Genomic DNA, 18,139 nt, shown 5'->3' on the forward strand with positions numbered 1-18,139 from the left:
GCGGACCCTCAGACCACCCGCCGCGCCGGATCGAGCCGGCCGTCGAGGTGATCGAGAATGTTTCGCGCCGCCTCCATGCCCATCTGCCTGAAGGCCCCGGCGCTCATCGCCCCCGTATGCGGCGTCAGGATCACGTCGTCGCGCCCCTGCAGCGGGTGGTCGGCCGGCAGCGGCTCCACCTCCGTCGCGTCAAGACCGATGCCGCCAAGGTGCCGGGCCGCGGCCAGCGCCGCCTCGTCGATCAGCCCGCCCCGCGCGGTGTTGAGAACGATAGCCCCTTCCGGCAGCAGCGCGATCTCCGCCGCCCCGATCATCCCCTTCGTCTCGGGCGACAGCGGGCAGTGGAGGCTCAGCACATCCGCCATCGGCAGCGCGCCGGCAAGGCTCTCGGCAATACGGTAGCCCTCGGGCGTCCGCGCGCCGGAAACGCTGCGCGCAAGCACTGTCACCTCCATCCCGAAGGCCGCGGCCAGCGCCGCCACCCGCCGCCCGATGGCGCCAAGGCCGATGATAAGGATCCGCCGCCCGGCCAGATCCGCCGCCTCCAGTTCCGGCCCCTCGCGCCGCCCCGTGGCGGCCATCGCCCGCGCCGCGGGCAGCCGCTTCGCAAGCGCCAGCATCAGCATCAGGGTATGCTCGGCCACCGCCGCGGCGTTGGCCCCGGGGGTGTTGGCCAGCACCACGCCTGCCGCGCGCGCCGCGGCAAGGGGGATATTGTCCACGCCCGTCCCGTGCTTCGCGATCATCCGGACCGGCCCCGCCATCAGCGCCTCGGGCAGCGGCCGGGTGCGCACCAGCACGATCTCGGCCGCCGCCAGTGCCTCGGCCGCCGCTTCGGGCGCAAGTTCCGCCGCCTCGGTCACCTCCAGCCCCGCCGCGCGCAGCATCTCCAGCGCGTCGGGATGAACCGGTTCTGTCACATGCACCCGCATCTCAGACGCGGATCTGGCCGAACGCGTCCCGCAGCGCCTGGCTCCAGGCCTGGCTCATCGCCGCGAAGCCTGCATCCCCGGGCTCGATCCGCCGCCGCGTGGAAACCTTCAGCGCATCCTTCTCGATCACCAGAAGATCCAGCGGCATGCCGACCGAGAGGTTGGAACGCAGGGTCGAATCCATCGACAGCAGAACCGCCTTCTGCGCGTCCTCCAGGCTCGTCTCCATCGTAACCACCCGGTCGAGGATCGGCTTGCCGTACTTGTGCTCGCCGATCTGCAGGAAGGGCGTGTCCTCGGTGGCCTCGATGTAGTTTCCCTCCGGGTAGATCAGGAACATCCGCATGCCCCCGCCCTTGCGCTGCCCCGCCACGATCATAGAGGCGGAGGCCCCGGCCTGCGCCGCGGCGAGCTTCTCGTCGATCTCCAGCCGCGTCTCGGCCAGGGTGCGGCCGACGATATCGGCGACCTTCAGCATCGTTTCGGCCTTCAGGATCGACGTGTCGGGCGTCGCCTCAGGGTCGTCGATCGCATCATGAAGCCGTGCGATCGTGGTCTGAGTGACCGACAGGCTGCCCGCCGTCAGGATCGTGATCACACGATCCCCGGGGGCCTCGAAGACGAACATCTTCCGGTAGGTGGATATGTTGTCCAGCCCCGCGTTGGTGCGGGTATCGGACAGAAGGACCATGCCGCGATCAAGCAGCAGGCCAACGCAGTACGTCATGGGGGACACCCGTCAAAAGGCCGTTGGCGCGACACTATTGCTGGACTGACTGGATCGCAACGGTGACGTCGAGGCTCTCCGATCCCGGACCCCGCGCCACCCCCCGGATCGGCGCCGCATCGCGCGCGTCGAAGCCGGACCCGAGGCGGATGTAGCGCGCATCCGGACAGCAGCGGTTGGCCGGATCGAAGCCGACCCAGCCGAGCGCGGGGACATGGAGCTCCGCCCAGGCATGGGCCGCCTCATGCGGCGTGCCATCGTCGGTCGCCATCAGGTAGCCCGAGACATAGCGCGCCGGCACGTCCTGCGCCCGCGCCGCCGCGATCAGCGCCTGTGCATGGTCCTGGCAGACGCCTTCGCCCCGCGCCAGAGCCTCGGCCGCCGAGGTATGGGCATGGGTGGCGCCGGGCTTGTAGACGATGGCCGCCGCCACCGCGGCGGAAAGCAGGTGCGCCGCCTCCAGCGCATCCTGCGCCCCTGCGACTGCGTCCCGGCCGAGCTCTGCCAGCGCCGCATCGGCCCGTGTCGCGGCCGTCCCGCTCAGATAGACCTGCGGCGGCACGCTCTCGCGGTGGCCCCGAAGGACGCCGGCAAGGTCCGTCGTCTCGACCTCGCCCGAGACCCGCACCGCGATCTCCGACACCGGACCGCGGACCGAGACACCCTGCACCCAGTCCCCCGCCCCGTCGCGGAAGCCGCCGCCGGGCGTGCCGCCCGTGGCCTCCACCTGCCAGCTGAGCACCCGCTGCCCGTCGAAGTTCGACGGCGTCAGCCGGTGGCTCTGCACCACGCCGCGGACCGGCAGCTCGTAACGATAGGTGGTGACATGCAGGACCGAGAGGATCATCGCACGTCCCCGCTCAGATAGGTCTCGTGGATCAGCCCGCCGAGGCCCGCGACATCCCCGATGAACCGGGTCAGGAACTCGTGCAGCCCCTCGTCGAAGACATCCTCCACCGTGGTCTCGACCAACTCCGCCAGAAGCGCCCGCGCCTTGCTCTGCGCCTGCCCGCTGGTGCCGTAACCGCGCGCCAGCCGGTCGAGGTGATCCGTCATACCCTCCACCGAGGAACGCAGCGACCGTGGCGACTGGATGTTCAGAATCAGGAAATGCGCGATCTTGCGGGACGTGACCTCTCCGCCATAGGCCCAGTGGAAGGCGCGATGCGCCGACATCGCCCGCAGCAGCGTCGTCCATTGGTAATTGTCGAGGCCCGAGCCCACGAAATCGATCCCCGGCAGCAGCACGTAGTATTTCACGTCAAGCAGCCGCGCGGTGTTGTCTGCGCGTTCCAGGTAATAACCGAGGTTCAGGAAATCCCAGCCGTCCTTCCTCAGCTGCGTGCCGTCGATCGCCCCCCTCAGCAGCGCCGAGTGCCGCATCGTCCAGTCGGTCAGGAACGACAGGTCCAGTTCCGAGCGCGGCCGCCGCTCCAGCGCGCGGACTTCCTGGAACGCGGTGTTGAGCGTGTCCCAGACCAGCGTCGTCAGCGCCCCGCGCACGATCCGCGCATTCTCCCGCGCCTGCGTGATGCAGGACAGGATCGAGGACGGGTTGTCGCGGTCGAAGAAGAAATAGCTCTCGATGTTGCGCTGCACCGGGTCGCCGTACTTGTGCGCAAAGCCCTCGGCGGTGCCGGAGGCCTGCAGCAGGCTCTCCCATTCGCTGTGGAATCCCTCTCCGGTCGAGGGCAGAAGCGCCATCCGCCCGCCCACGTCCAGAAGGCGCGCCATCGTTTCCGCCCGCTCCATGTAGCGAGTGATCCAGTAGAGGTTATCGGCGGTCCGGCTCAGCATCCCATCACCCCGCCAGCACCCAAGTGTCCTTGACGCCGCCACCCTGCGAGGAGTTGACGACAAGGCTCCCTTCCGTCAGCGCCACGCGGGTCAGCCCGCCCGGCACCAGCTCGATCCGCTCGCCGACAAGGCAATAGGGCCGAAGGTCCACGTGGCGCGGTGCGATCCCCTCCTCGACGAAGGTCGGCACGGTCGAAAGCGCCAGCGTCGGCTGGGCGATGTAATTGCCCGGCTTGGCGCGGATGCGCTCGGCGAAGCTCTCGACCTGCGCCTTGGTGGCCTTGGGGCCGACCAGCATGCCGTAGCCGCCGGAGCCGTGAACTTCCTTCACCACCAGCTCCGGCAGGTTGGCGAGGACATGCTTCAGATCCTCCGCCTTGCCGCATTGCCATGTCGGCACGTTCTGCAGGATCGGCGCCTCGCCGAGGTAGAAGCGGATCATCTCCGGCACGAAGGTATAAATCGCCTTGTCGTCGGCCACGCCCGCGCCGGGGGCAGAGCAGATCGTCACGCCGCCGGACCGGTAGACATCCATCAGCCCCGGCACGCCAAGCGCCGAATCCGGCCGGAAGCACAGCGGATCGAGGTAGGCATCGTCGATCCGCCGATAGATCACGTCGACGCGCTTCGGCCCCTCGGTCGTGCGCATCCAGACGAACTCGCCCTCGACGAAGAGGTCCTGCCCCTCGACCAGCTCGACACCCATGAGGTCGGCCAGGAACGAATGCTCGTAATAGGCGGAATTGAAATGTCCCGGCGTCAGGATCACCACCGTCGGGTCGCGGTCGCATTTCGTCGGTGCCACGCTCTGCAGGGTGCGACGAAGAAGGTCGGGGTAGCGGTCCACCGGCGCGATCCGGTTCTCCCGGAAAAGCGCCGGGAACATCCGCATCATGATCTCGCGGTTCTCCAGCATGTAGGAGACACCAGAGGGCGTGCGGCAGTTGTCTTCCAGAACGAAGAACTCGTCCGGCCCGGTGCGGACAAGGTCGATGCCGACGATATGGGAATAGACGCCGCGCGGCGGCACGAAGCCCGCCACCGCCTTCTCATAGGCCTCGTTCTGGTAGACGAGCCGCGCCGGAATGCGGCCCGCGCGCACGATCTCGCCCCGCCCGTAGATGTCGAGGAGAAAGGCGTTCAGCGCCCGCGCCCGCTGCTTGATCCCGCGTTCCAGCCGCGCCCATTCATGGGCGGTGAAGACACGGGGGAACATGTCGAAGGGGATCAGGCGATCCGGATCGCCGCCCTCGCCATAGACTGCGAAGGTGATGCCGATCCGGCGAAAGAGCGCCTCGGCCTCCGCCTGTTTCAGCGAGCGCAGCTCGGCCGGCATGTCGGCCGTCCAGTTTTCCAGCTGCCGGTAAGGCGGGCGCACGGCCCCTTCCTGGTACATCTCGTTGAAATAGGTCGATGCCATCGTACCCCCGCCGCGCACCAGGCCAGTAAAAAGCCCCGCACTCGCGCCGTAAAGGCCCTCCGCGCGGAACTCGGCGGGATCGGGTGCATCTGCACAAGAATTGGGCAGAATGGTCGATGCCAAGGGGAGCCCCGAGGAGGGCTAGCGTCCGTGCGCGGGTGGGCGCTCAGCGCGACTGGGGTCTGTCCGTTTATGGCGTAAAGAACCCCTTAGGCGTTCTCGCCCGTTGCGGCACCAGAAGCGCCCATTCGTCCGGGCGGACGGGCGCTGGCCCGGCGGGCTAGGCCCGCTGTTTCGGGCCCGGGACCCGTGAAGCCCCTCCGCCTAAGCCTCGCGCCAAGCCTCTTCCATCTCCCCAATCAGCCCCGACAGAAACGCGTCGAACCGGGGCCCCGGCTGGCGCGCGGCGAGCGTCTCGGCCAGGGGATCGGGCGCCGAGATCGCGCTGCCCGACAGCGCCTCCAGCACCGCATGGCCGCAGAACGGCACATAGGCCTCGGAATAGCCTCCCTCGTGGACCAGCACGAGCCGCCCGCCGCAAAGCTCCGCCGCCTCGGCCATCACCCGCCGCGTCATCTCGCGGAAGGTCTCCGCCGTCGCCAGCATCCGTGACAGCGGGTCGACCGCCGAGGCGTCGAACCCGCAGGCGACCACGATCACATCCGGCCGGAAGGCGCGCAGCGCCGGCAGCGCCAGCCGGTCCATCGCCTCGAGGTAGCCCCTGTGCCCGGTCCCCGGCGGCAGGGGAATGTTGAGGTTCGCGCCCCGCCCCGCGCCCTCGCCGCGATCCTTCGCGCTGCCGGTGTTCAGCGGATAGTTCCATTCCTGGTGCAGCGAGATCGTCAGGACATCCGGCCGGTCGTAGAAGATCGCCTCCGTCCCGTTGCCGTGATGCACGTCCCAGTCGAGCACCGCCACGCGGCCGGTAAGCCCCGCGGCCAGCGCCGCCTCGATGGCGATGGCGATATTCGCCAGCAGGCAGAACCCGTTCGGCCAGTCCGGCAGGCAGTGATGCCCCGGCGGGCGCGACAGCGCGTAGGCATTGCCCACCCGCCCCTCCAGCACGTCGAACAGGGCCGCCCGCGCCAGCCCGGCCGAGAGAGCCGCGATCTCGTAGCCGCCCCGACCGAAGGGCGTCCTCAGCCCCAGCTCGCCGCCGCCGGCATCCGACATCGTCTTGAACCTGTCGAGGAAATCCGCCGGATGGACCCGCAGCAGCTCCTCGCGGCTCGCCTCCCGCGCGCCAGAGGCCTTCAGTTCGCCCAGAAGTCCCGTCACCTGCATCAGGTTGACAAGGCGCCGCTTCGTCTCCGGCCCCTCCGGCAGACCCTGCGGCATCGGCTGCACCAGCCCGCCCGCCGGCATGGTCAGCACGTAATTCCCGCCATGATGCCAGAAACAGCGCTCGTCCCAGTAAAATCCCGTCGTCATCCCGCCCCCCGATGCGTGCCGGGGCGGAGACTACGGCCTCCGCCAGCCGGCGTGCAACCGCCCCCCGGGCCAGCCGCCTTCACGGTTTCCCCCGCGCACGGTTCCGCCCTAGACTGCCCCCGCCTGAACCATCCCGAGCCCGATGCCCGACATAGACCTCTCCTCCCGCGCCGAACCGGGCACGGACTTCGCCGTCCGGGTCACGCCGAAGGCATCCCGCAACGCGCTCAGCCTGGACGAGACCGGTGCGATCCGCATCCATGTGACCGCCGTGCCGGAGGCCGGAAAGGCGACGGAGGCCGCGCGAAAACTTCTCGCCCGCGCCCTTGGCGTCGCCCCGAGCCGGCTGTCGCTGATCCGGGGCGCCACGGCCCGCGACAAGGTCTTCCGATTGACTTGACGACGAAAAATCACTCCAAGGGGGCGATTTTTCCACCCCCTTTTCCTTTTCGAACTGTTTTCCTAAGCTAGGTTACTAATTCGTAATGGCGCAGACGCGCGAGGAAAGACCCGGGGGGCAAACATGTGGACGAGCCTGCTTGATGGTATGCTCGGCCGTCTCATTCGGAACGGCGAACTGATTGTGACCTATCCTAACGGGAAGGTCAGACGATACGGAAGAGGCGCGCCGCACGCGGCTGTACACCTGAAGGACGAGACGCTTGTGCGCCGTCTGGTGCTGCATCCGGATCTCGCCCTCGGCGAGGGCTACATGGATGGCAATGTCGAGGTCGAGGGTGACGATCTCGAGGGGCTGCTGGCGCTCGCCATGCAGAACATGGAAGACCAGCCCGCGAACTGGCGCGACCGGCTGTTGCAGTTCAGAAGCTGGTTCCGCTGGGTCGACCAGTTCAACCCGATGGGCCGCGCCCAGCGCAACGTGGCGCATCACTACGACCTCTCGGGCGAGCTCTACGACCTCTTCCTCGACAAGGACCGGCAGTACTCCTGCGCCTATTTCTCCGATCCGGCGATGACGCTGGAGGAGGCGCAGGAGGCCAAGAAGCAGCATATCGCCAAGAAGCTGCTGATCGAGCCCGGCATGCGGGTGCTCGACATCGGCTGCGGCTGGGGCGGCCTGGGCTTGACGCTCGCGCGCGATTTCGGGGCCCAGGTGGTGGGCGTCACGCTCTCGACCGAGCAGCACAAGATCGCCTGCCAGCGCGCCAAGGACGCGGGCCTCGAGGGCCAGGTGGACTTCCGCCTGACCGACTACCGCAACGTCACCGAGCGCTTCGACCGCGTGGTGTCCGTCGGGATGTTCGAACATGTCGGTGTGCCGCATTACCGCGAGTATTTCCGCAACGTCCACGACCGGCTGACCGAGGATGGCGTGGCACTGATCCACTTCATCGGCCGGATGTCGCCGCCCGGCTCCACCAGCCCGTGGATCCTGAAATACATCTTCCCCGGCGGCTATGTCCCGGCGCTGTCAGAGACCATGGCAGCGGTCGAGAAGGAACACCTCTGGGCGACCGACGTCGAGGTCTGGCGGCTGCATTACGCCGAGACGCTGAAGAACTGGCGCGCGCGCTTCATGGCCAACCGCGACAAGGCCAAGGCGCTCTACGACGAGCGCTTCTGCCGGATGTGGCGCTACTACCTTTCCGCCTCTGAAATGAGCTTCCGGCATTTCGGGCAGAACGTGTTCCAGATCCAGCTCGCCCGCCGGCAGGAGGCGGTGCCGCTGACCCGGAATTACCTTTACCCGGCCGAGGCCAAGGCCGCCCGCCGCTCCCGCGCGAACGTCACCGAGGCGGCCGAGTAATCCTGCGCCTCGCTGTGAGAAGGGCAAGCGCCCGCCCGCGGGTGGGCGCTTGAAACAGCGTGGCTCTGTCCGTCTATGGCGTAAAGAAACCCTTCGGTTTGCCGGGGCGGCAGACTCACAAGGAGCGCACCGCGGTCTCGGCCCGGGGCCTCAGAACGGCCGCACCACATCCCCGAGATAGAAGAACGCCCCCAGCCCGACCCCGAAGAGGATCCACCCTGCAACCGCGTGCAGCGCCGAGGCCAGCGCGAAGCTTCCGCGCCACTCGTAGGCCCAGGCGAAGATGATCCCGCCCACGAAGGTCATCAGCGAGACGACCCAGCTCCAGAACATCAGATGCGCGAGCGAGAACACCACTCCGTTCAGCACCAGCCCCGCTGCCCCCTTCGGCAGCATCGCGCCATAGCGGCGGAAGTAGAGCACCCGGAACAGCACCTCCTGCGGCAGCGCCGAGAGGATCGGGTACAGCACCACGATAACCGCGAAGAACGCTGGGTTATGCCGCACCAGGCCAAGGAACTGCCCGGGCACGAAGGCCTCGACAATCGCGGTCGAGACCACCGCCGTCAGCACGCCAAAGCCCGCCAGCAGCCGCCAGTCCAGCCCCCGCCAGCCGCCCCTCAGCTCGGCCCAGGAAAACCCCTGCGTCCGCGTCAGGAGCCAGGCCCCCGCCGCCGTCATCGCAAAGAGCACCGGGAAGAACCAGTGATGCGGCATGGCGACGGCCAGCACCACAGGCAGGATGACGTAGAAGGCAATGAACTCGACCCAACGCATTATTGCCCTCCCGCCGGCGCGCTAGTCCCCGGCGATCTCGTCCTGCCCCTCGCCCAGCGCCGGAGAGGCGCGGTCGAGCGACAGCTCCGCTTCCGAAAAGGTGAAGGGCGAGCGCAGCCCCGGCACGCCCTCGGGCGAGATCTGCAAGCCACGGGCAAGGACCTGGGGATCGGCGAAGACCTCAGCCAGGTCGTTGATCGGCCCTGCGGGCACCCCCTGCGCCTCGCAGGCGGCCAGCAGCTCGGCCTTGGTGAAGGCCCGCGTGGCCTCGGTCAGGCGCCGCGTCATCTCTTCGCGGTTCGTGACCCGGTCGGCATTGGTCCGGTAGGACGGGTCCGAGGCCATCCCCTCCAGCCCCAGAAGCCCGCAGAGCCGCCCGAACTGCCCGTCATTGCCCACGGCCAGGATCACCCAGCCATCGGCGCAATCGAAAACGGCATAGGGGGCAAGGTTCGGATGGGCGTTCCCCATCATCCGCGGTGCCGTGCCCGTGGCGAGGAAGTTCATCGCCTGGTTGGCCATGACCGAAACCGCCACGTCCATCAGCGCCATGTCGATCTGCTGGCCCCGGCCCGTCGTCTGCCGCTGGTGCACGGCGGCGAGGATCGCCGTCGCCGCATAGACCCCGGTGAAGATGTCGGTGACGGCGACGCCCACCTTCTGCGGCTGCCCCTCCGGCGCGCCGGTCACGCTCATCAGCCCGGCCATGCCCTGGATGATGAAGTCGTAGCCCGCCCGCGATGCGTAGGGCCCGCTCTGCCCGAAACCGGTGATCGAGCAATAGATCAGCCGCGGGTTCACCTCGGAAAGACTCGCGTAGTCGAGCCCGTATTTCCTGAGCCCGCCCAGCTTGAAGTTCTCGATCACCACATCCGCGTCGGCGACCAGCCGGCGCACCAGCGCCTGCCCCTCGGCGGTGGTGAAATCCGCCACGACCGAGCGCTTGCCCCGGTTCGCCGCGTGGAAATAGGCCGCCGTCCGCTCGCCCTCATGCTCGATGAAGGGCGGGCCCCAGCGGCGGGTGTCGTCGCCCTCCGGGGCCTCGACCTTGATCACCTCGGCGCCGAGATCGGCAAGGGTCTGGCCAGCCCAGGGGCCGGCCAGGATCCGCGCCAGTTCGACGACCTTCAGCCCCTCGAGCGGTGCGGCCATGCCTATTTTTTCTTCGCCAGTTCGGCGTCAAGGATGCTCGCCATGTGGTCGTAGGACATGTTCTTGTAGGTCGTCCCGTCGATCACGAAGCTCGGCGTGCCCTCGATATGGTCCTTCGCCGTGGTCTCCTGGTACTTCGCAACCAGCGCCTGGGCCATCTTGCCGTCGTTCATGCACTGGTTCAGCTGCTGGTCGGTCATCCCCGCGGTCTTGCCGATCTTGCGGATGTTGGCCACGACCTGGTTCGGGTTGCTGGAGGCCGCCCACTGGTCCTGGGTGTCATAGAGGATGTCGACGATGCCGAAGTAGCGCATCGGCCCGCCGCAATGGGCCATCATCCCGGCCCAGAGGCCGTATTTGTCGAAATAGACCTCGCGGAAGGTGAAGCGCACCTTGCCGGTGTCGATGTAGTTCTTCTTGATCTTCGGCCATTCGGTGGCGTGCCACTCGCGGCAATGGGGACAGGTGAAGGAGCCGTATTCGATCACCGTCACCTTGGCGTCGGGATTGCCGATCGACATGTCGGGCACCTTCGGCAGACCCGGATCGGGCGCCGGGGTCGCGGCGCCCGAGTTGTTGGAGTTGTTGATCATCGTCTGGCCGGTATCCGCCCGCGCGGCCTGCGGCGCTGCGGCCACCCAGCCCGCCACCGCCACCGCGGCGACAAGGGCGACGACCGCGCTCAACGCTGCCGATTTCTTTGCCATTCGTTCACTCTCATCTTTGCCTGTCGGCGTTGTTATCGCCGTTCGGCCGCTTCCATCAAGGGCCGAGTGCCGGCCCCACCCTGCCAGGAGGCCGGCGTCAGCCCAGCCGCGCCAGCTCTGCATCGAGGATCTTCGCGAAATCCGCGTAGCCCATGTTTTCGTAATGCTTGCCGTCGATGATGAAGGTGGGCGTGTATTCCACCTTGTCGACGGCGGCATCCTTCTGGAACTTCGCCACCATCGCCTGCTGCATCTTCTTGTCGGCCATGCAGGCCTTCAGCTCGGCCGGCGTGATCCCCGCCTGCTCGCCGATCTTCTCCAGATTCACGGCCGCCTGGTCCAGCGTCTGGACATCGGTCCATTTGTTCTGCGTGTTGAAGAGCACGTCGACGATCCCGAAATAGCGGATCGGCCCGCCACAGAGCGCCATCGTATCGGCCAGAAGGTCGTATCCGTTGCGATAGGCCGAGCGGAAGGTGAAGCTGATCTTGCCGCTGTCGATATAGGCCTTCTTCAGCTTGGGCCACACGGTGCCATGAAACTCCGCGCAATGCGGGCAGGTGAAGGATCCGTATTCGATCACATGCACCTTGGCGTTCGGGCTGCCGACGGTCATGTCCGGCACCTTGGGCGCGGCCGTGGAGGCGTCGCCCCCGCCGCTCGCGCTGGCCGCCAGCGCGCCTTGCCATAGCCCGCCGGCCAGAATCGCCCCGCCCGCCGTCAGAAGGTTCCGCCTGTTCATCATTTCCTCATTCCCCTTGCGGCGGCTTTCGCGCCAATACGTTCTGGCCCAGCGCCTCCAGCGCCGCCCTCAGCCCTGGGTCCCGGACCGGCCCCGCCGCCTCCGCCGCCGCGCGGCTGGCCACCGGATCGGGCGCCGGCTTGGCCTTCGGCTTGGGCGTGAAGGCCATCCGGCCCTCGGAAAACCCCTCCGGGGCGGTCTGCGTCACCAGCACACGAGAGACCGCGGCATAGCCGTAGCACCCGTTCACGCGGTCCAGGATCCGCTGCTTCTGCATCTCGACGATCGGCGCCATCGCTCCGGTCGTCAGCACCGTCAGCGTCGCCCCCATCGCGCCCTTGCCGTAGCCGAGCTTCACCGGAAGGGCGGCGGCGGCGATATCCTCGCCCACGACCTCCGGCCATTGGGTCAGCAGCTTCGACACAGCGAAGCCCCGGCTCTCGCCGGCCACGCGGATTCGCTCCTTCAAGAGGCCCGAGGCAGGTTCGAAGCCGCGCATGCGGCGGGTGGAAGGCGGTCGCGTCATCCTCTGTCCATTCCTGAGGTCCGGACTATTCTAGGGACAGGGCGGCAGGACGCCAGCGGAAGAAGCAACAGGGAGCTAAAAGTTGCGTGACGCGAAAGCCATGGCGGATGAGGTCGCGGGGAAGATCCTCGCCTGGTACGACGTCCATGCCCGCGAGATGCCCTGGCGCATCGGCCCGGCCGCGCGCGCCGCGGGCACCCGGCCCGATCCCTACCGCGTCTGGCTGTCCGAGGTGATGCTGCAGCAGACCACCGTGGCAGCGGTGCGGGACTACTTCCACCGCTTCACCGCCCGCTGGCCAACGGTGGAGGCACTTGCCGCCGCCGAAGACGCCGATGTCATGGGTGAATGGGCCGGTCTCGGCTATTACGCCCGCGCCCGCAACCTCTTGAAATGCGCCCGTGCCGTGGCCTCCGATCACGGCGGGCGCTTCCCCGGCACCCGAGACGCGCTCCTGACACTTCCCGGCATCGGCCCTTATACCGCCGCCGCCGTCGCCGCCATCGCCCATGACGAGCCCGCGGCGGTGCTCGACGGCAATGTCGAGCGAGTCCTCGCCCGCCTCTTCGCGGTAGAGACGCCGCTGCCAGCCGCCAAGCCCGAGCTCGCCGCCCTCGCCGCTGCCCTCACGCCTGAGGCCCGGCCCGGCGATTACGCCCAGGCGATGATGGACCTCGGCGCCACGATCTGCACACCCAAGAGCCCCACCTGCGGCATCTGCCCCCTGATGGAGCCCTGCGCCGCCCGCGCCGAGGCCATTGCGGCGGACCTTCCCCGCAAGGCCCCCAAGGCCCAGAAACCCACCCGCCTCGGCATCGCCTATCTCGCCCGCCGCGCCGACGGCGCCTGGCTGCTGGAAAGACGCCCGGACCGCGGCCTTCTAGGCGGCATGCTCGGCTGGCCTGGCTCGGACTGGTCCGCCGCCCCGGACCCCGCGCCGCCGCTCGCCGCCGACTGGCGCGATCCCGGCTCCGAGGTCCGTCACACCTTCACCCATTTCCACCTGCGCCTCGCCCTTCGCCTTGCCGAGGTGCCGCTGGGCGCCAACCCCGAACGCGGCGCCTTCGTCGCGGCAGAGCGGTTCCGCCCCGCCGACCTGCCCACGGTGATGCGCAAGGCCTTCGACCTCGCCCGCCCTACCTTCGCCGGGACGACCGCCGCCGGGAATTGAGCAATTCCCGAAAACCGTGTTGAATGCACCCCGGATGGGCAGTTGGAGGCAGACCATGATCCCGGCCGAAGAGGTCTCGCGGCCCCGCAACGCCCTGCCCTTCTGGCTGTCGCTCGGCACCCTGCCCCTCGCCGCGATCGGCGCCACGGCAGGCGGTTGGACCGTCGTCCTGCTGCCGCTCTACACTTGGGGCCTCTTCTCGCTCCTCGACGCGATCACCGGCCGCTTTGACGAGAATGCCGATCCGCAGACCCCGGCCGCGGGCCTCGACTGGTATCGCCTCATCACCCTCGTCTGGGCGCCGCTGCAGTTTCTCACCCTCTTCGGGACGATCTTCTACACCACGCGCTTCGGCCATCTCGCCGCGCCGGAGCTGCTGATCCTCTTCTTCGGGATCGGCGTGATCACCGGCACCATCGGCATCACCTATTCGCACGAGCTGATGCACCAGAAGCCGGCGGCGGAGCGCTGGCTGGGCGACATTCTTCTTGCCATGGTGCTCTACAGCCATTTCCGGTCGGAGCATCTGCGCGTCCACCACCCCTGGGTCGGCACCCCGCGCGATGCGGTCACCGCCCGCTACAACGAGGGGTTCCACCGCTTCTTCCCGCGCGTCCTGGTGGAATGCCACGCCTCCGCCTTCCGGGCCGAGCGCGCCATGCTCGCCCGCGCCAAACGGCGCTGGACCCATCGGTCGAACCCATTCTGGCGCTACTGGGCGCTGCAGGCGCTGATGCTGGCGCTGGCTTTCGCCGCCGGCGGGCCGGAGGGGCTGGGCCTCTTTCTCTTCCAGGCCCTGGTCGCGGTCTGGCAGCTCGAACTCGTCAACTACATCGAGCACTACGGCCTGACCCGCCGCCACCTCGGCCAGGGTCGGTACGAACATGTCCTGCCGCGCCACAGCTGGAACGCCACGCATCGCGCCTCGAACTGGCTGCTGATCAACCTGCAGCGCCATTCGGACCACCATGTGAAGCCCGACCGGCGCTACCCGCTTCTGCAGACCTACTCCGGCAACGAGGCGCCGCAGCTGCCCTTCGGCTATCCGCTGATGACCATGGCCGCGATGGTGCCTCCGCTCTGGAAGCGGATCATGAACCGCCGGGTGAAGGCCTGGCGCAAGCGGCACTACCCCGACATCGCCGACTGGCGGCCCTACAACAAGGCACAGAACCCGATGCCGCGCGGCGCGCCATGAGCGTGATGGGCGAGGCCCTGCTGTTTGCCGTCTACCTGGCGGTTCAGATCGGCGCGCTCCTGGCCGCGCGGGCGATCGTCGCCCATGGCCGCACACCGCAGGGGACCGTCGCCTGGGTCGTTTTCCTCTTCGCCGCGCCCTATTTCGCGCTTCCCGCCTTCCTGATCTTCGGTCACCGCCGCTACCCGGGCTACATCGCCACCCGCCGCGCTCTGAGCCAGGAGATGGCCGCGCTGCGCGAGCTGACCGCCGAACACACGCCAACCCCGGCCGAAGACAGCCTCGAAGACCCCGGCCGCATCCGCGGCTTCGAGCGGCTGGCGGGGGTGGAGCTGTCCTCCGGCAACGCCCTGACGCTGCTGGTCAACGGCGAGGAGGCCTTTCCGGCGATATTCGCCGCCATCGACGCGGCCGAGGATTACATCCTGGCACAGTTCTACGCCCTTGGCGCCGACCACCTGGGCACCGAATTCGCCGAGCGCCTGATCGCCAAGGCCAGGGCGGGGGTGCGGGTCTACCTGCTCTACGACGCGATCGGCAGCCACGTCACCCGCGCTTACCTGGAACACCTGCGCGCGGGCGGCGTGAACGTGCGCAACTTCCACGCCATCCGCCGCTCCCGCGGCCGGCTGCAGGTGAACTTCCGCAATCACCGCAAGATCCTCGTCACCGACGGCAAGGCCGCATTCACCGGCGGGCTGAACCTGTCGGACCTCTACATGGGCCGCGATCCCCGGCTCAGCCCGTGGCGCGACACGATGGTGCGGGTCGAAGGCCCCTGCGCCGCCCAGCTGCAGTTCATCTTCGCCGAGGACTGGCTCTGGTCCTCGGGCGAGAAGCTCGCGCTCGACTGGAATCCGCGCGCCGCCGCCGCCGAGAGCCCGGGCACGGCCAATGCGCTGGTCCTCGCCCCCGGCCCGGCCGACCGGCAGGAAAGCGGCAGCCTCTACTTCGTCAACGCCATCGGCGCCGCCCGGCGCCGGATCTGGATCGCCTCGGCCTATTTCGTGCCCGACGTCGATATCCTCTCGGCCCTGAAGGTCGCGGCGCTCCGGGGGGTCGAGATCCGCATCCTGGTCCCCGACCGGCGCGACCACTGGCTCGTCTGGCTCGCCGCCTTCGCCTATTTCGACGAGGTGAAGGCCGCGGGGGTGGAGGTCTGGCGCTACATGGAGGGGTTTTCCCACCAGAAGGTCATCCTGATCGACGACGACATCGCCTCGGTCGGCTCGATCAACCTTGACAACCGCTCCTGCCGGCTGAATTTCGAGATCACGCTCCTGGCAGCCGACCGCCCCTTCGCGGCCGAGGTGGAGCGGATGCTGACGCGGGATTTCGAGTTTTCAAGCCGGACGCTCCCCAGCCTCTCGCACCAGCCGAGCCACCTGATCCGCTGGGCCGCGCCGGTCGCCCGCCTGCTCGCCCCCGTTCTCTAGGAAAGGCCCCCGGCCCGCGTAGGGTGCGCATTCATTGCGCCGCCCTCGCCGAGCGCCTCAGTGCGCCCGGCCCTCGCCTGCATGCATCTCCGCGCGGATCTGCTGGCGCAGGATGTCGATCGGAATGATCTGCCCCTCGCGCTTGAAGTGCCAGTAGGTCCAGCCGTTGCACGACGGCGCCTTCTCATAGGCCGCGCCGACCTGGTGGATCGACCCGGTCATCTCCGCGCCCGAGAGCGTCCCGTCCGCCCGCACCTTCGCCGTCTGCCCGCGCGGGGAGACCAGCGTCTCGCCGGGCCGCAGCATCCCGCGCTCCACAAGCGTCCCGAACGGCACCCGCGGCTCGGACCGCTTGGACCCAGTCACTTCTAGCGCCGAACGGTCCAGCCGCCGCACCCGGGCGAGCCGCGCCTCGGCGACCTTGCGATAGCTCTCCTCGCGCTCGATCCCGATGAAATCGCGGCCCAGCATCTTCGCCACGGCGCCCGTCGTACCGGTCCCGAAGAACGGATCGAGCACCACGTCGCCGGGGTTCGTCGTGCCCAGGATCACCCGGTGCAGCAGCGCCTCCGGCTTCTGCGTCGGATGCGCCTTCTCGCCATTGTCGTCCTTCAGCCGCTCCGAGCCGGTGCACAGCGGGATCACCCAGTCCGAGCGCATCTGGATCCCCTCGTTGAGGGATTTCAGCGCCTCGTAGTTGAAGGTGTACTTGCTCGCCTCTTCCTTCGACGCCCAGATCAGCGTCTCATGCGCGTTGGTGAAGCGCTTGCCGCGGAAGTTCGGCATCGGGTTCGACTTGCGCCAGACCACGTCGTTCAGGATCCAGAAGCCCTGGTTCTGCAGTTCCGCACCCAGCCGGAACACGTTGTGATAGCTGCCGATCACCCAGATCGCCCCGTTGGGCTTCAAAAGCCGCTTGGCGGCCGAAAGCCAGTCGCGGGTGAACTGGTCATAGGCCGCGAAGCTCGAGAACTGGTCCCAGTGATCATCCACCGCATCGACACGGGAATTGTCCGGCCGGTGCAGGTCGCCCTTGAGCTGCAGGTTGTAGGGCGGATCGGCGAAGATCAGGTCCACCGACGCCTCCGGCAGGCTCCGCATCAGCTCGATGCAATCCCCGCCGAGGATCTGGTTGAGGGGAAGCACGGCCTCCCGTTTCGTGGTCTTGGTCGCCATGTTCTGCCTCTTCAACTTGCGCTTCGCGCTTAAGGCAGAAGATGAGTCATCCCTGATTCGCCGTCAATTTCTTTTTTGAATCAAGAGGTTATGAATTTCCCTTGCACAACATCTTGTGGACCGGCGCGAACGAACGCCTATGGTGTGGGGTCACACCCAAATCTTGCAGCGCCTCGCGGTGCTGCTTTGACGGGTAGCCCGCGTTGCGCTCCCAGCCGTAGCCCGGATGCTGTTGCGCCAAATCCACCATGATCGCGTCGCGGGCCACCTTGGCCACGATCGAGGCCGCTGCGATCGACAGAACCCGCGCGTCGCCCTTCACCACGGCCTCGGCGGGAAGGGTCAGGCCGCGGGGGATCAGGTTGCCGTCGATCAGCACGTGATCGGGCGGCCCGGCAAGCCCTGCCACCGCCCGCTCCATCGCCAGGTGGCTCGCGCGCAGGATGTTGAGGGCGTCGATCTCCGCCACGCTCGCATGGGCGATCGATACCTCGGCCACCGCCGCGATCTCCTCCGCCAGCGCCGCACGCCGCGCGGCGCTCAAAGCCTTTGAATCCCGCAGCCCCTCCGGAATGCGCGCGGGGTCGAGCACGACCGCCGCCGCGGTCACCGGCCCGGCGAGCGGACCGCGCCCGACCTCGTCCACCCCTGCCACTCGTGCGGCGCCGCGGGCCTGCGCCGCGGCCTCGAAGGCATAATCGGGGATCGGGGAAGGGCCGGTCATGGCGGCAGATCACCCGATCCGCCGTCCCGCCGCAAGCCCCCCCCCCGCCTCGACCGCACCGATGCAAAAAGGCCCGGGCTGGGGGACCCGGGCCTTGCACTCGCACTACAACTCTCCGTCAGACGCAGCGCCTTACCGGTCGTACCAGTCCTCGTGCCATTCGTGACGGTGGTGCCAACGTTCCCAGCGGCGGTGGTGATGGTGGCGGTGCCAGCGCCGCGGCGGGGCGATGTAATAGGTCCGGGGCTCGTAAACCCGCGTCCGGCCGTAGCCATAGGGGTTGGTGTTGCCGATGATGGTGCCGAGGATCACACCCCCGGCGAAGGCCCGGCCGCGGCCGTCATTGGCCTGGGCGGGACTGGCGGCCACGCCGACGCTGGCGGCGGTCGCGGCTGCAAGGGCAATGGCCGTGAATTTCGTGCGCAGGGTCATCTCATCTCTCCTCTTGATTTGTC

The 18,139-nt window shown here is 68.1% G+C and carries 19 protein-coding genes; 5 read left to right on the plus strand and 14 right to left on the minus strand.

Translation table 11 applies throughout. The annotated features are described in order from the left end of the window. Positions 1-8: 8 nt before the first annotated feature. The 6 genes from EIP85_RS07180 to EIP85_RS07205 all read right to left on the minus strand — a co-directional run bounded on the left by EIP85_RS07180 (position 9) and on the right by EIP85_RS07205 (position 6,307). The gene (locus EIP85_RS07180) at positions 9-920 is read right to left on the minus strand and encodes an NAD(P)-dependent oxidoreductase (protein ID WP_164871662.1); all 912 of its coding nucleotides are present in this window, start codon (positions 918-920) and stop codon (positions 9-11) included. A gap of 13 nt (positions 921-933) precedes the next feature. After that, a complete protein-coding gene (locus EIP85_RS07185) occupies positions 934-1,659 on the minus strand; it encodes an Ntn hydrolase family protein (protein WP_127901496.1) in 726 nt (241 codons plus the stop codon). Between the two features lie 34 nt (positions 1,660-1,693). Continuing rightward, positions 1,694-2,506: a transglutaminase family protein gene (locus EIP85_RS07190; protein ID WP_127901497.1), complete on the minus strand. Its 813-nt coding sequence runs from the start codon at positions 2,504-2,506 to the stop codon at positions 1,694-1,696. After that, on the minus strand, positions 2,503-3,456 hold the full coding sequence (locus EIP85_RS07195; protein WP_127901498.1) for an alpha-E domain-containing protein: 954 nt from the start codon (positions 3,454-3,456) through the stop codon (positions 2,503-2,505). Before EIP85_RS07195 ends, EIP85_RS07190 begins: the two co-directional genes overlap by 4 nt. Positions 3,457-3,460: 4 nt before the next feature. After that, the gene (locus tag EIP85_RS07200) at positions 3,461-4,876 is read right to left on the minus strand and encodes a circularly permuted type 2 ATP-grasp protein (RefSeq protein ID WP_127901499.1); all 1,416 of its coding nucleotides are present in this window, start codon (positions 4,874-4,876) and stop codon (positions 3,461-3,463) included. A 324-nt stretch (positions 4,877-5,200) separates the two neighbouring features. Beyond that, positions 5,201-6,307: a class II histone deacetylase gene (locus EIP85_RS07205; RefSeq protein WP_127901500.1), complete on the minus strand. Its 1,107-nt coding sequence runs from the start codon at positions 6,305-6,307 to the stop codon at positions 5,201-5,203. A 142-nt stretch (positions 6,308-6,449) separates the two neighbouring features. Here EIP85_RS07205 and EIP85_RS07210 point away from each other — a divergent pair, with 142 nt between their 5' ends. Both EIP85_RS07210 and EIP85_RS07215 read left to right on the plus strand, forming a co-directional pair. Continuing rightward, positions 6,450-6,707, plus strand: coding sequence for a DUF167 domain-containing protein (locus EIP85_RS07210; protein WP_127901501.1), 258 nt, complete (start codon positions 6,450-6,452; stop codon positions 6,705-6,707). Positions 6,708-6,830: 123 nt separating this feature from the next. Continuing rightward, on the plus strand, positions 6,831-8,075 hold the full coding sequence (locus EIP85_RS07215) for an SAM-dependent methyltransferase (RefSeq protein WP_127901502.1): 1,245 nt from the start codon (positions 6,831-6,833) through the stop codon (positions 8,073-8,075). A 150-nt stretch (positions 8,076-8,225) separates the two neighbouring features. Here EIP85_RS07215 and EIP85_RS07220 read toward each other — a convergent pair whose 3' ends face one another. The 5 genes from EIP85_RS07220 to EIP85_RS07240 all read right to left on the minus strand — a co-directional run bounded on the left by EIP85_RS07220 (position 8,226) and on the right by EIP85_RS07240 (position 11,979). Next, the gene (locus tag EIP85_RS07220; protein ID WP_127901503.1) at positions 8,226-8,852 is read right to left on the minus strand and encodes a CPBP family intramembrane glutamic endopeptidase; all 627 of its coding nucleotides are present in this window, start codon (positions 8,850-8,852) and stop codon (positions 8,226-8,228) included. Between the two features lie 21 nt (positions 8,853-8,873). Next, positions 8,874-10,004: a CaiB/BaiF CoA transferase family protein gene (locus tag EIP85_RS07225; protein WP_127901504.1), complete on the minus strand. Its 1,131-nt coding sequence runs from the start codon at positions 10,002-10,004 to the stop codon at positions 8,874-8,876. Positions 10,005-10,006: 2 nt separating this feature from the next. Then, on the minus strand, positions 10,007-10,711 hold the full coding sequence (locus EIP85_RS07230; RefSeq protein WP_127901505.1) for a DsbA family protein: 705 nt from the start codon (positions 10,709-10,711) through the stop codon (positions 10,007-10,009). 97 nt (positions 10,712-10,808) lie between these two features. Further along, entirely contained in the window at positions 10,809-11,453 is a 645-nt protein-coding gene (locus EIP85_RS07235; RefSeq protein ID WP_164871663.1) for a DsbA family protein, read from the minus strand. Between the two features lie 7 nt (positions 11,454-11,460). Next, positions 11,461-11,979 carry a DUF721 domain-containing protein gene (locus tag EIP85_RS07240; RefSeq protein ID WP_127901507.1) on the minus strand — a complete coding sequence of 173 codons (519 nt, stop codon included), beginning with the start codon at positions 11,977-11,979 and terminating at the stop codon, positions 11,461-11,463. 100 nt (positions 11,980-12,079) lie between these two features. On the opposite strand from EIP85_RS07240, the gene mutY reads away from it, so the two are divergent. From mutY to cls, 3 genes are read left to right on the plus strand one after another with little or no spacing between them, the layout of a single operon-like run. Then, a complete protein-coding gene (mutY, locus tag EIP85_RS07245; protein ID WP_127901630.1) occupies positions 12,080-13,150 on the plus strand; it encodes an A/G-specific adenine glycosylase in 1,071 nt (356 codons plus the stop codon). Positions 13,151-13,205: 55 nt separating this feature from the next. Next, entirely contained in the window at positions 13,206-14,348 is a 1,143-nt protein-coding gene (locus EIP85_RS07250) for an alkane 1-monooxygenase (protein ID WP_127901508.1), read from the plus strand. Further along, on the plus strand, positions 14,345-15,784 hold the full coding sequence (cls, locus tag EIP85_RS07255) for a cardiolipin synthase (protein WP_127901509.1): 1,440 nt from the start codon (positions 14,345-14,347) through the stop codon (positions 15,782-15,784). Before EIP85_RS07250 ends, cls begins: the two co-directional genes overlap by 4 nt. Positions 15,785-15,841: 57 nt before the next feature. Here the strand turns inward: cls and EIP85_RS07260 are convergent, their stop codons facing one another. The 3 genes from EIP85_RS07260 to EIP85_RS07270 all read right to left on the minus strand — a co-directional run bounded on the left by EIP85_RS07260 (position 15,842) and on the right by EIP85_RS07270 (position 18,116). Further along, the gene (locus EIP85_RS07260) at positions 15,842-16,960 is read right to left on the minus strand and encodes a site-specific DNA-methyltransferase (protein ID WP_127901510.1); all 1,119 of its coding nucleotides are present in this window, start codon (positions 16,958-16,960) and stop codon (positions 15,842-15,844) included. 88 nt (positions 16,961-17,048) lie between these two features. Continuing rightward, entirely contained in the window at positions 17,049-17,684 is a 636-nt protein-coding gene (locus tag EIP85_RS07265) for a ribonuclease HII (RefSeq protein WP_127901511.1), read from the minus strand. 132 nt (positions 17,685-17,816) lie between these two features. Continuing rightward, positions 17,817-18,116 (minus strand): hypothetical protein, encoded by a 300-nt coding sequence (locus EIP85_RS07270; RefSeq protein WP_127901512.1) that lies wholly within the window; start codon positions 18,114-18,116, stop codon positions 17,817-17,819. Positions 18,117-18,139: the final 23 nt, after the last annotated feature.

Origin of the sequence: Solirhodobacter olei (genome assembly GCF_004010155.1) — a bacterium.
GTDB classification, from domain to species: domain Bacteria; phylum Pseudomonadota; class Alphaproteobacteria; order Rhodobacterales; family Rhodobacteraceae; genus Solirhodobacter; species Solirhodobacter olei.

What these genes read in the sequence shown, in the direction of transcription:
- EIP85_RS07215 (WP_127901502.1), top strand. Translation starts at nt 6,831, where the DNA reads ATGTGGACGAGCCTGCTTGATGGTATGCTCGGCCGTCTCATTCGGAAC.
- EIP85_RS07230 (WP_127901505.1), bottom strand. Translation starts at nt 10,711, where the DNA reads ATGGCAAAGAAATCGGCAGCGTTGAGCGCGGTCGTCGCCCTTGTCGCC.
- EIP85_RS07265 (WP_127901511.1), bottom strand. Translation starts at nt 17,684, where the DNA reads ATGACCGGCCCTTCCCCGATCCCCGATTATGCCTTCGAGGCCGCGGCG.
- EIP85_RS07205 (WP_127901500.1), bottom strand. Translation starts at nt 6,307, where the DNA reads ATGACGACGGGATTTTACTGGGACGAGCGCTGTTTCTGGCATCATGGC.
- EIP85_RS07225 (WP_127901504.1), bottom strand. Translation starts at nt 10,004, where the DNA reads ATGGCCGCACCGCTCGAGGGGCTGAAGGTCGTCGAACTGGCGCGGATC.
- EIP85_RS07190 (WP_127901497.1), bottom strand. Translation starts at nt 2,506, where the DNA reads ATGATCCTCTCGGTCCTGCATGTCACCACCTATCGTTACGAGCTGCCG.
- EIP85_RS07250 (WP_127901508.1), top strand. Translation starts at nt 13,206, where the DNA reads ATGATCCCGGCCGAAGAGGTCTCGCGGCCCCGCAACGCCCTGCCCTTC.
- cls (WP_127901509.1), top strand. Translation starts at nt 14,345, where the DNA reads ATGAGCGTGATGGGCGAGGCCCTGCTGTTTGCCGTCTACCTGGCGGTT.
- EIP85_RS07200 (WP_127901499.1), bottom strand. Translation starts at nt 4,876, where the DNA reads ATGGCATCGACCTATTTCAACGAGATGTACCAGGAAGGGGCCGTGCGC.
- EIP85_RS07185 (WP_127901496.1), bottom strand. Translation starts at nt 1,659, where the DNA reads ATGACGTACTGCGTTGGCCTGCTGCTTGATCGCGGCATGGTCCTTCTG.
- EIP85_RS07235 (WP_164871663.1), bottom strand. Translation starts at nt 11,453, where the DNA reads ATGAACAGGCGGAACCTTCTGACGGCGGGCGGGGCGATTCTGGCCGGC.
- EIP85_RS07260 (WP_127901510.1), bottom strand. Translation starts at nt 16,960, where the DNA reads ATGGCGACCAAGACCACGAAACGGGAGGCCGTGCTTCCCCTCAACCAG.
- EIP85_RS07220 (WP_127901503.1), bottom strand. Translation starts at nt 8,852, where the DNA reads ATGCGTTGGGTCGAGTTCATTGCCTTCTACGTCATCCTGCCTGTGGTG.
- EIP85_RS07195 (WP_127901498.1), bottom strand. Translation starts at nt 3,456, where the DNA reads ATGCTGAGCCGGACCGCCGATAACCTCTACTGGATCACTCGCTACATG.
- mutY (WP_127901630.1), top strand. Translation starts at nt 12,080, where the DNA reads ATGGCGGATGAGGTCGCGGGGAAGATCCTCGCCTGGTACGACGTCCAT.
- EIP85_RS07210 (WP_127901501.1), top strand. Translation starts at nt 6,450, where the DNA reads ATGCCCGACATAGACCTCTCCTCCCGCGCCGAACCGGGCACGGACTTC.
- EIP85_RS07270 (WP_127901512.1), bottom strand. Translation starts at nt 18,116, where the DNA reads ATGACCCTGCGCACGAAATTCACGGCCATTGCCCTTGCAGCCGCGACC.
- EIP85_RS07240 (WP_127901507.1), bottom strand. Translation starts at nt 11,979, where the DNA reads ATGACGCGACCGCCTTCCACCCGCCGCATGCGCGGCTTCGAACCTGCC.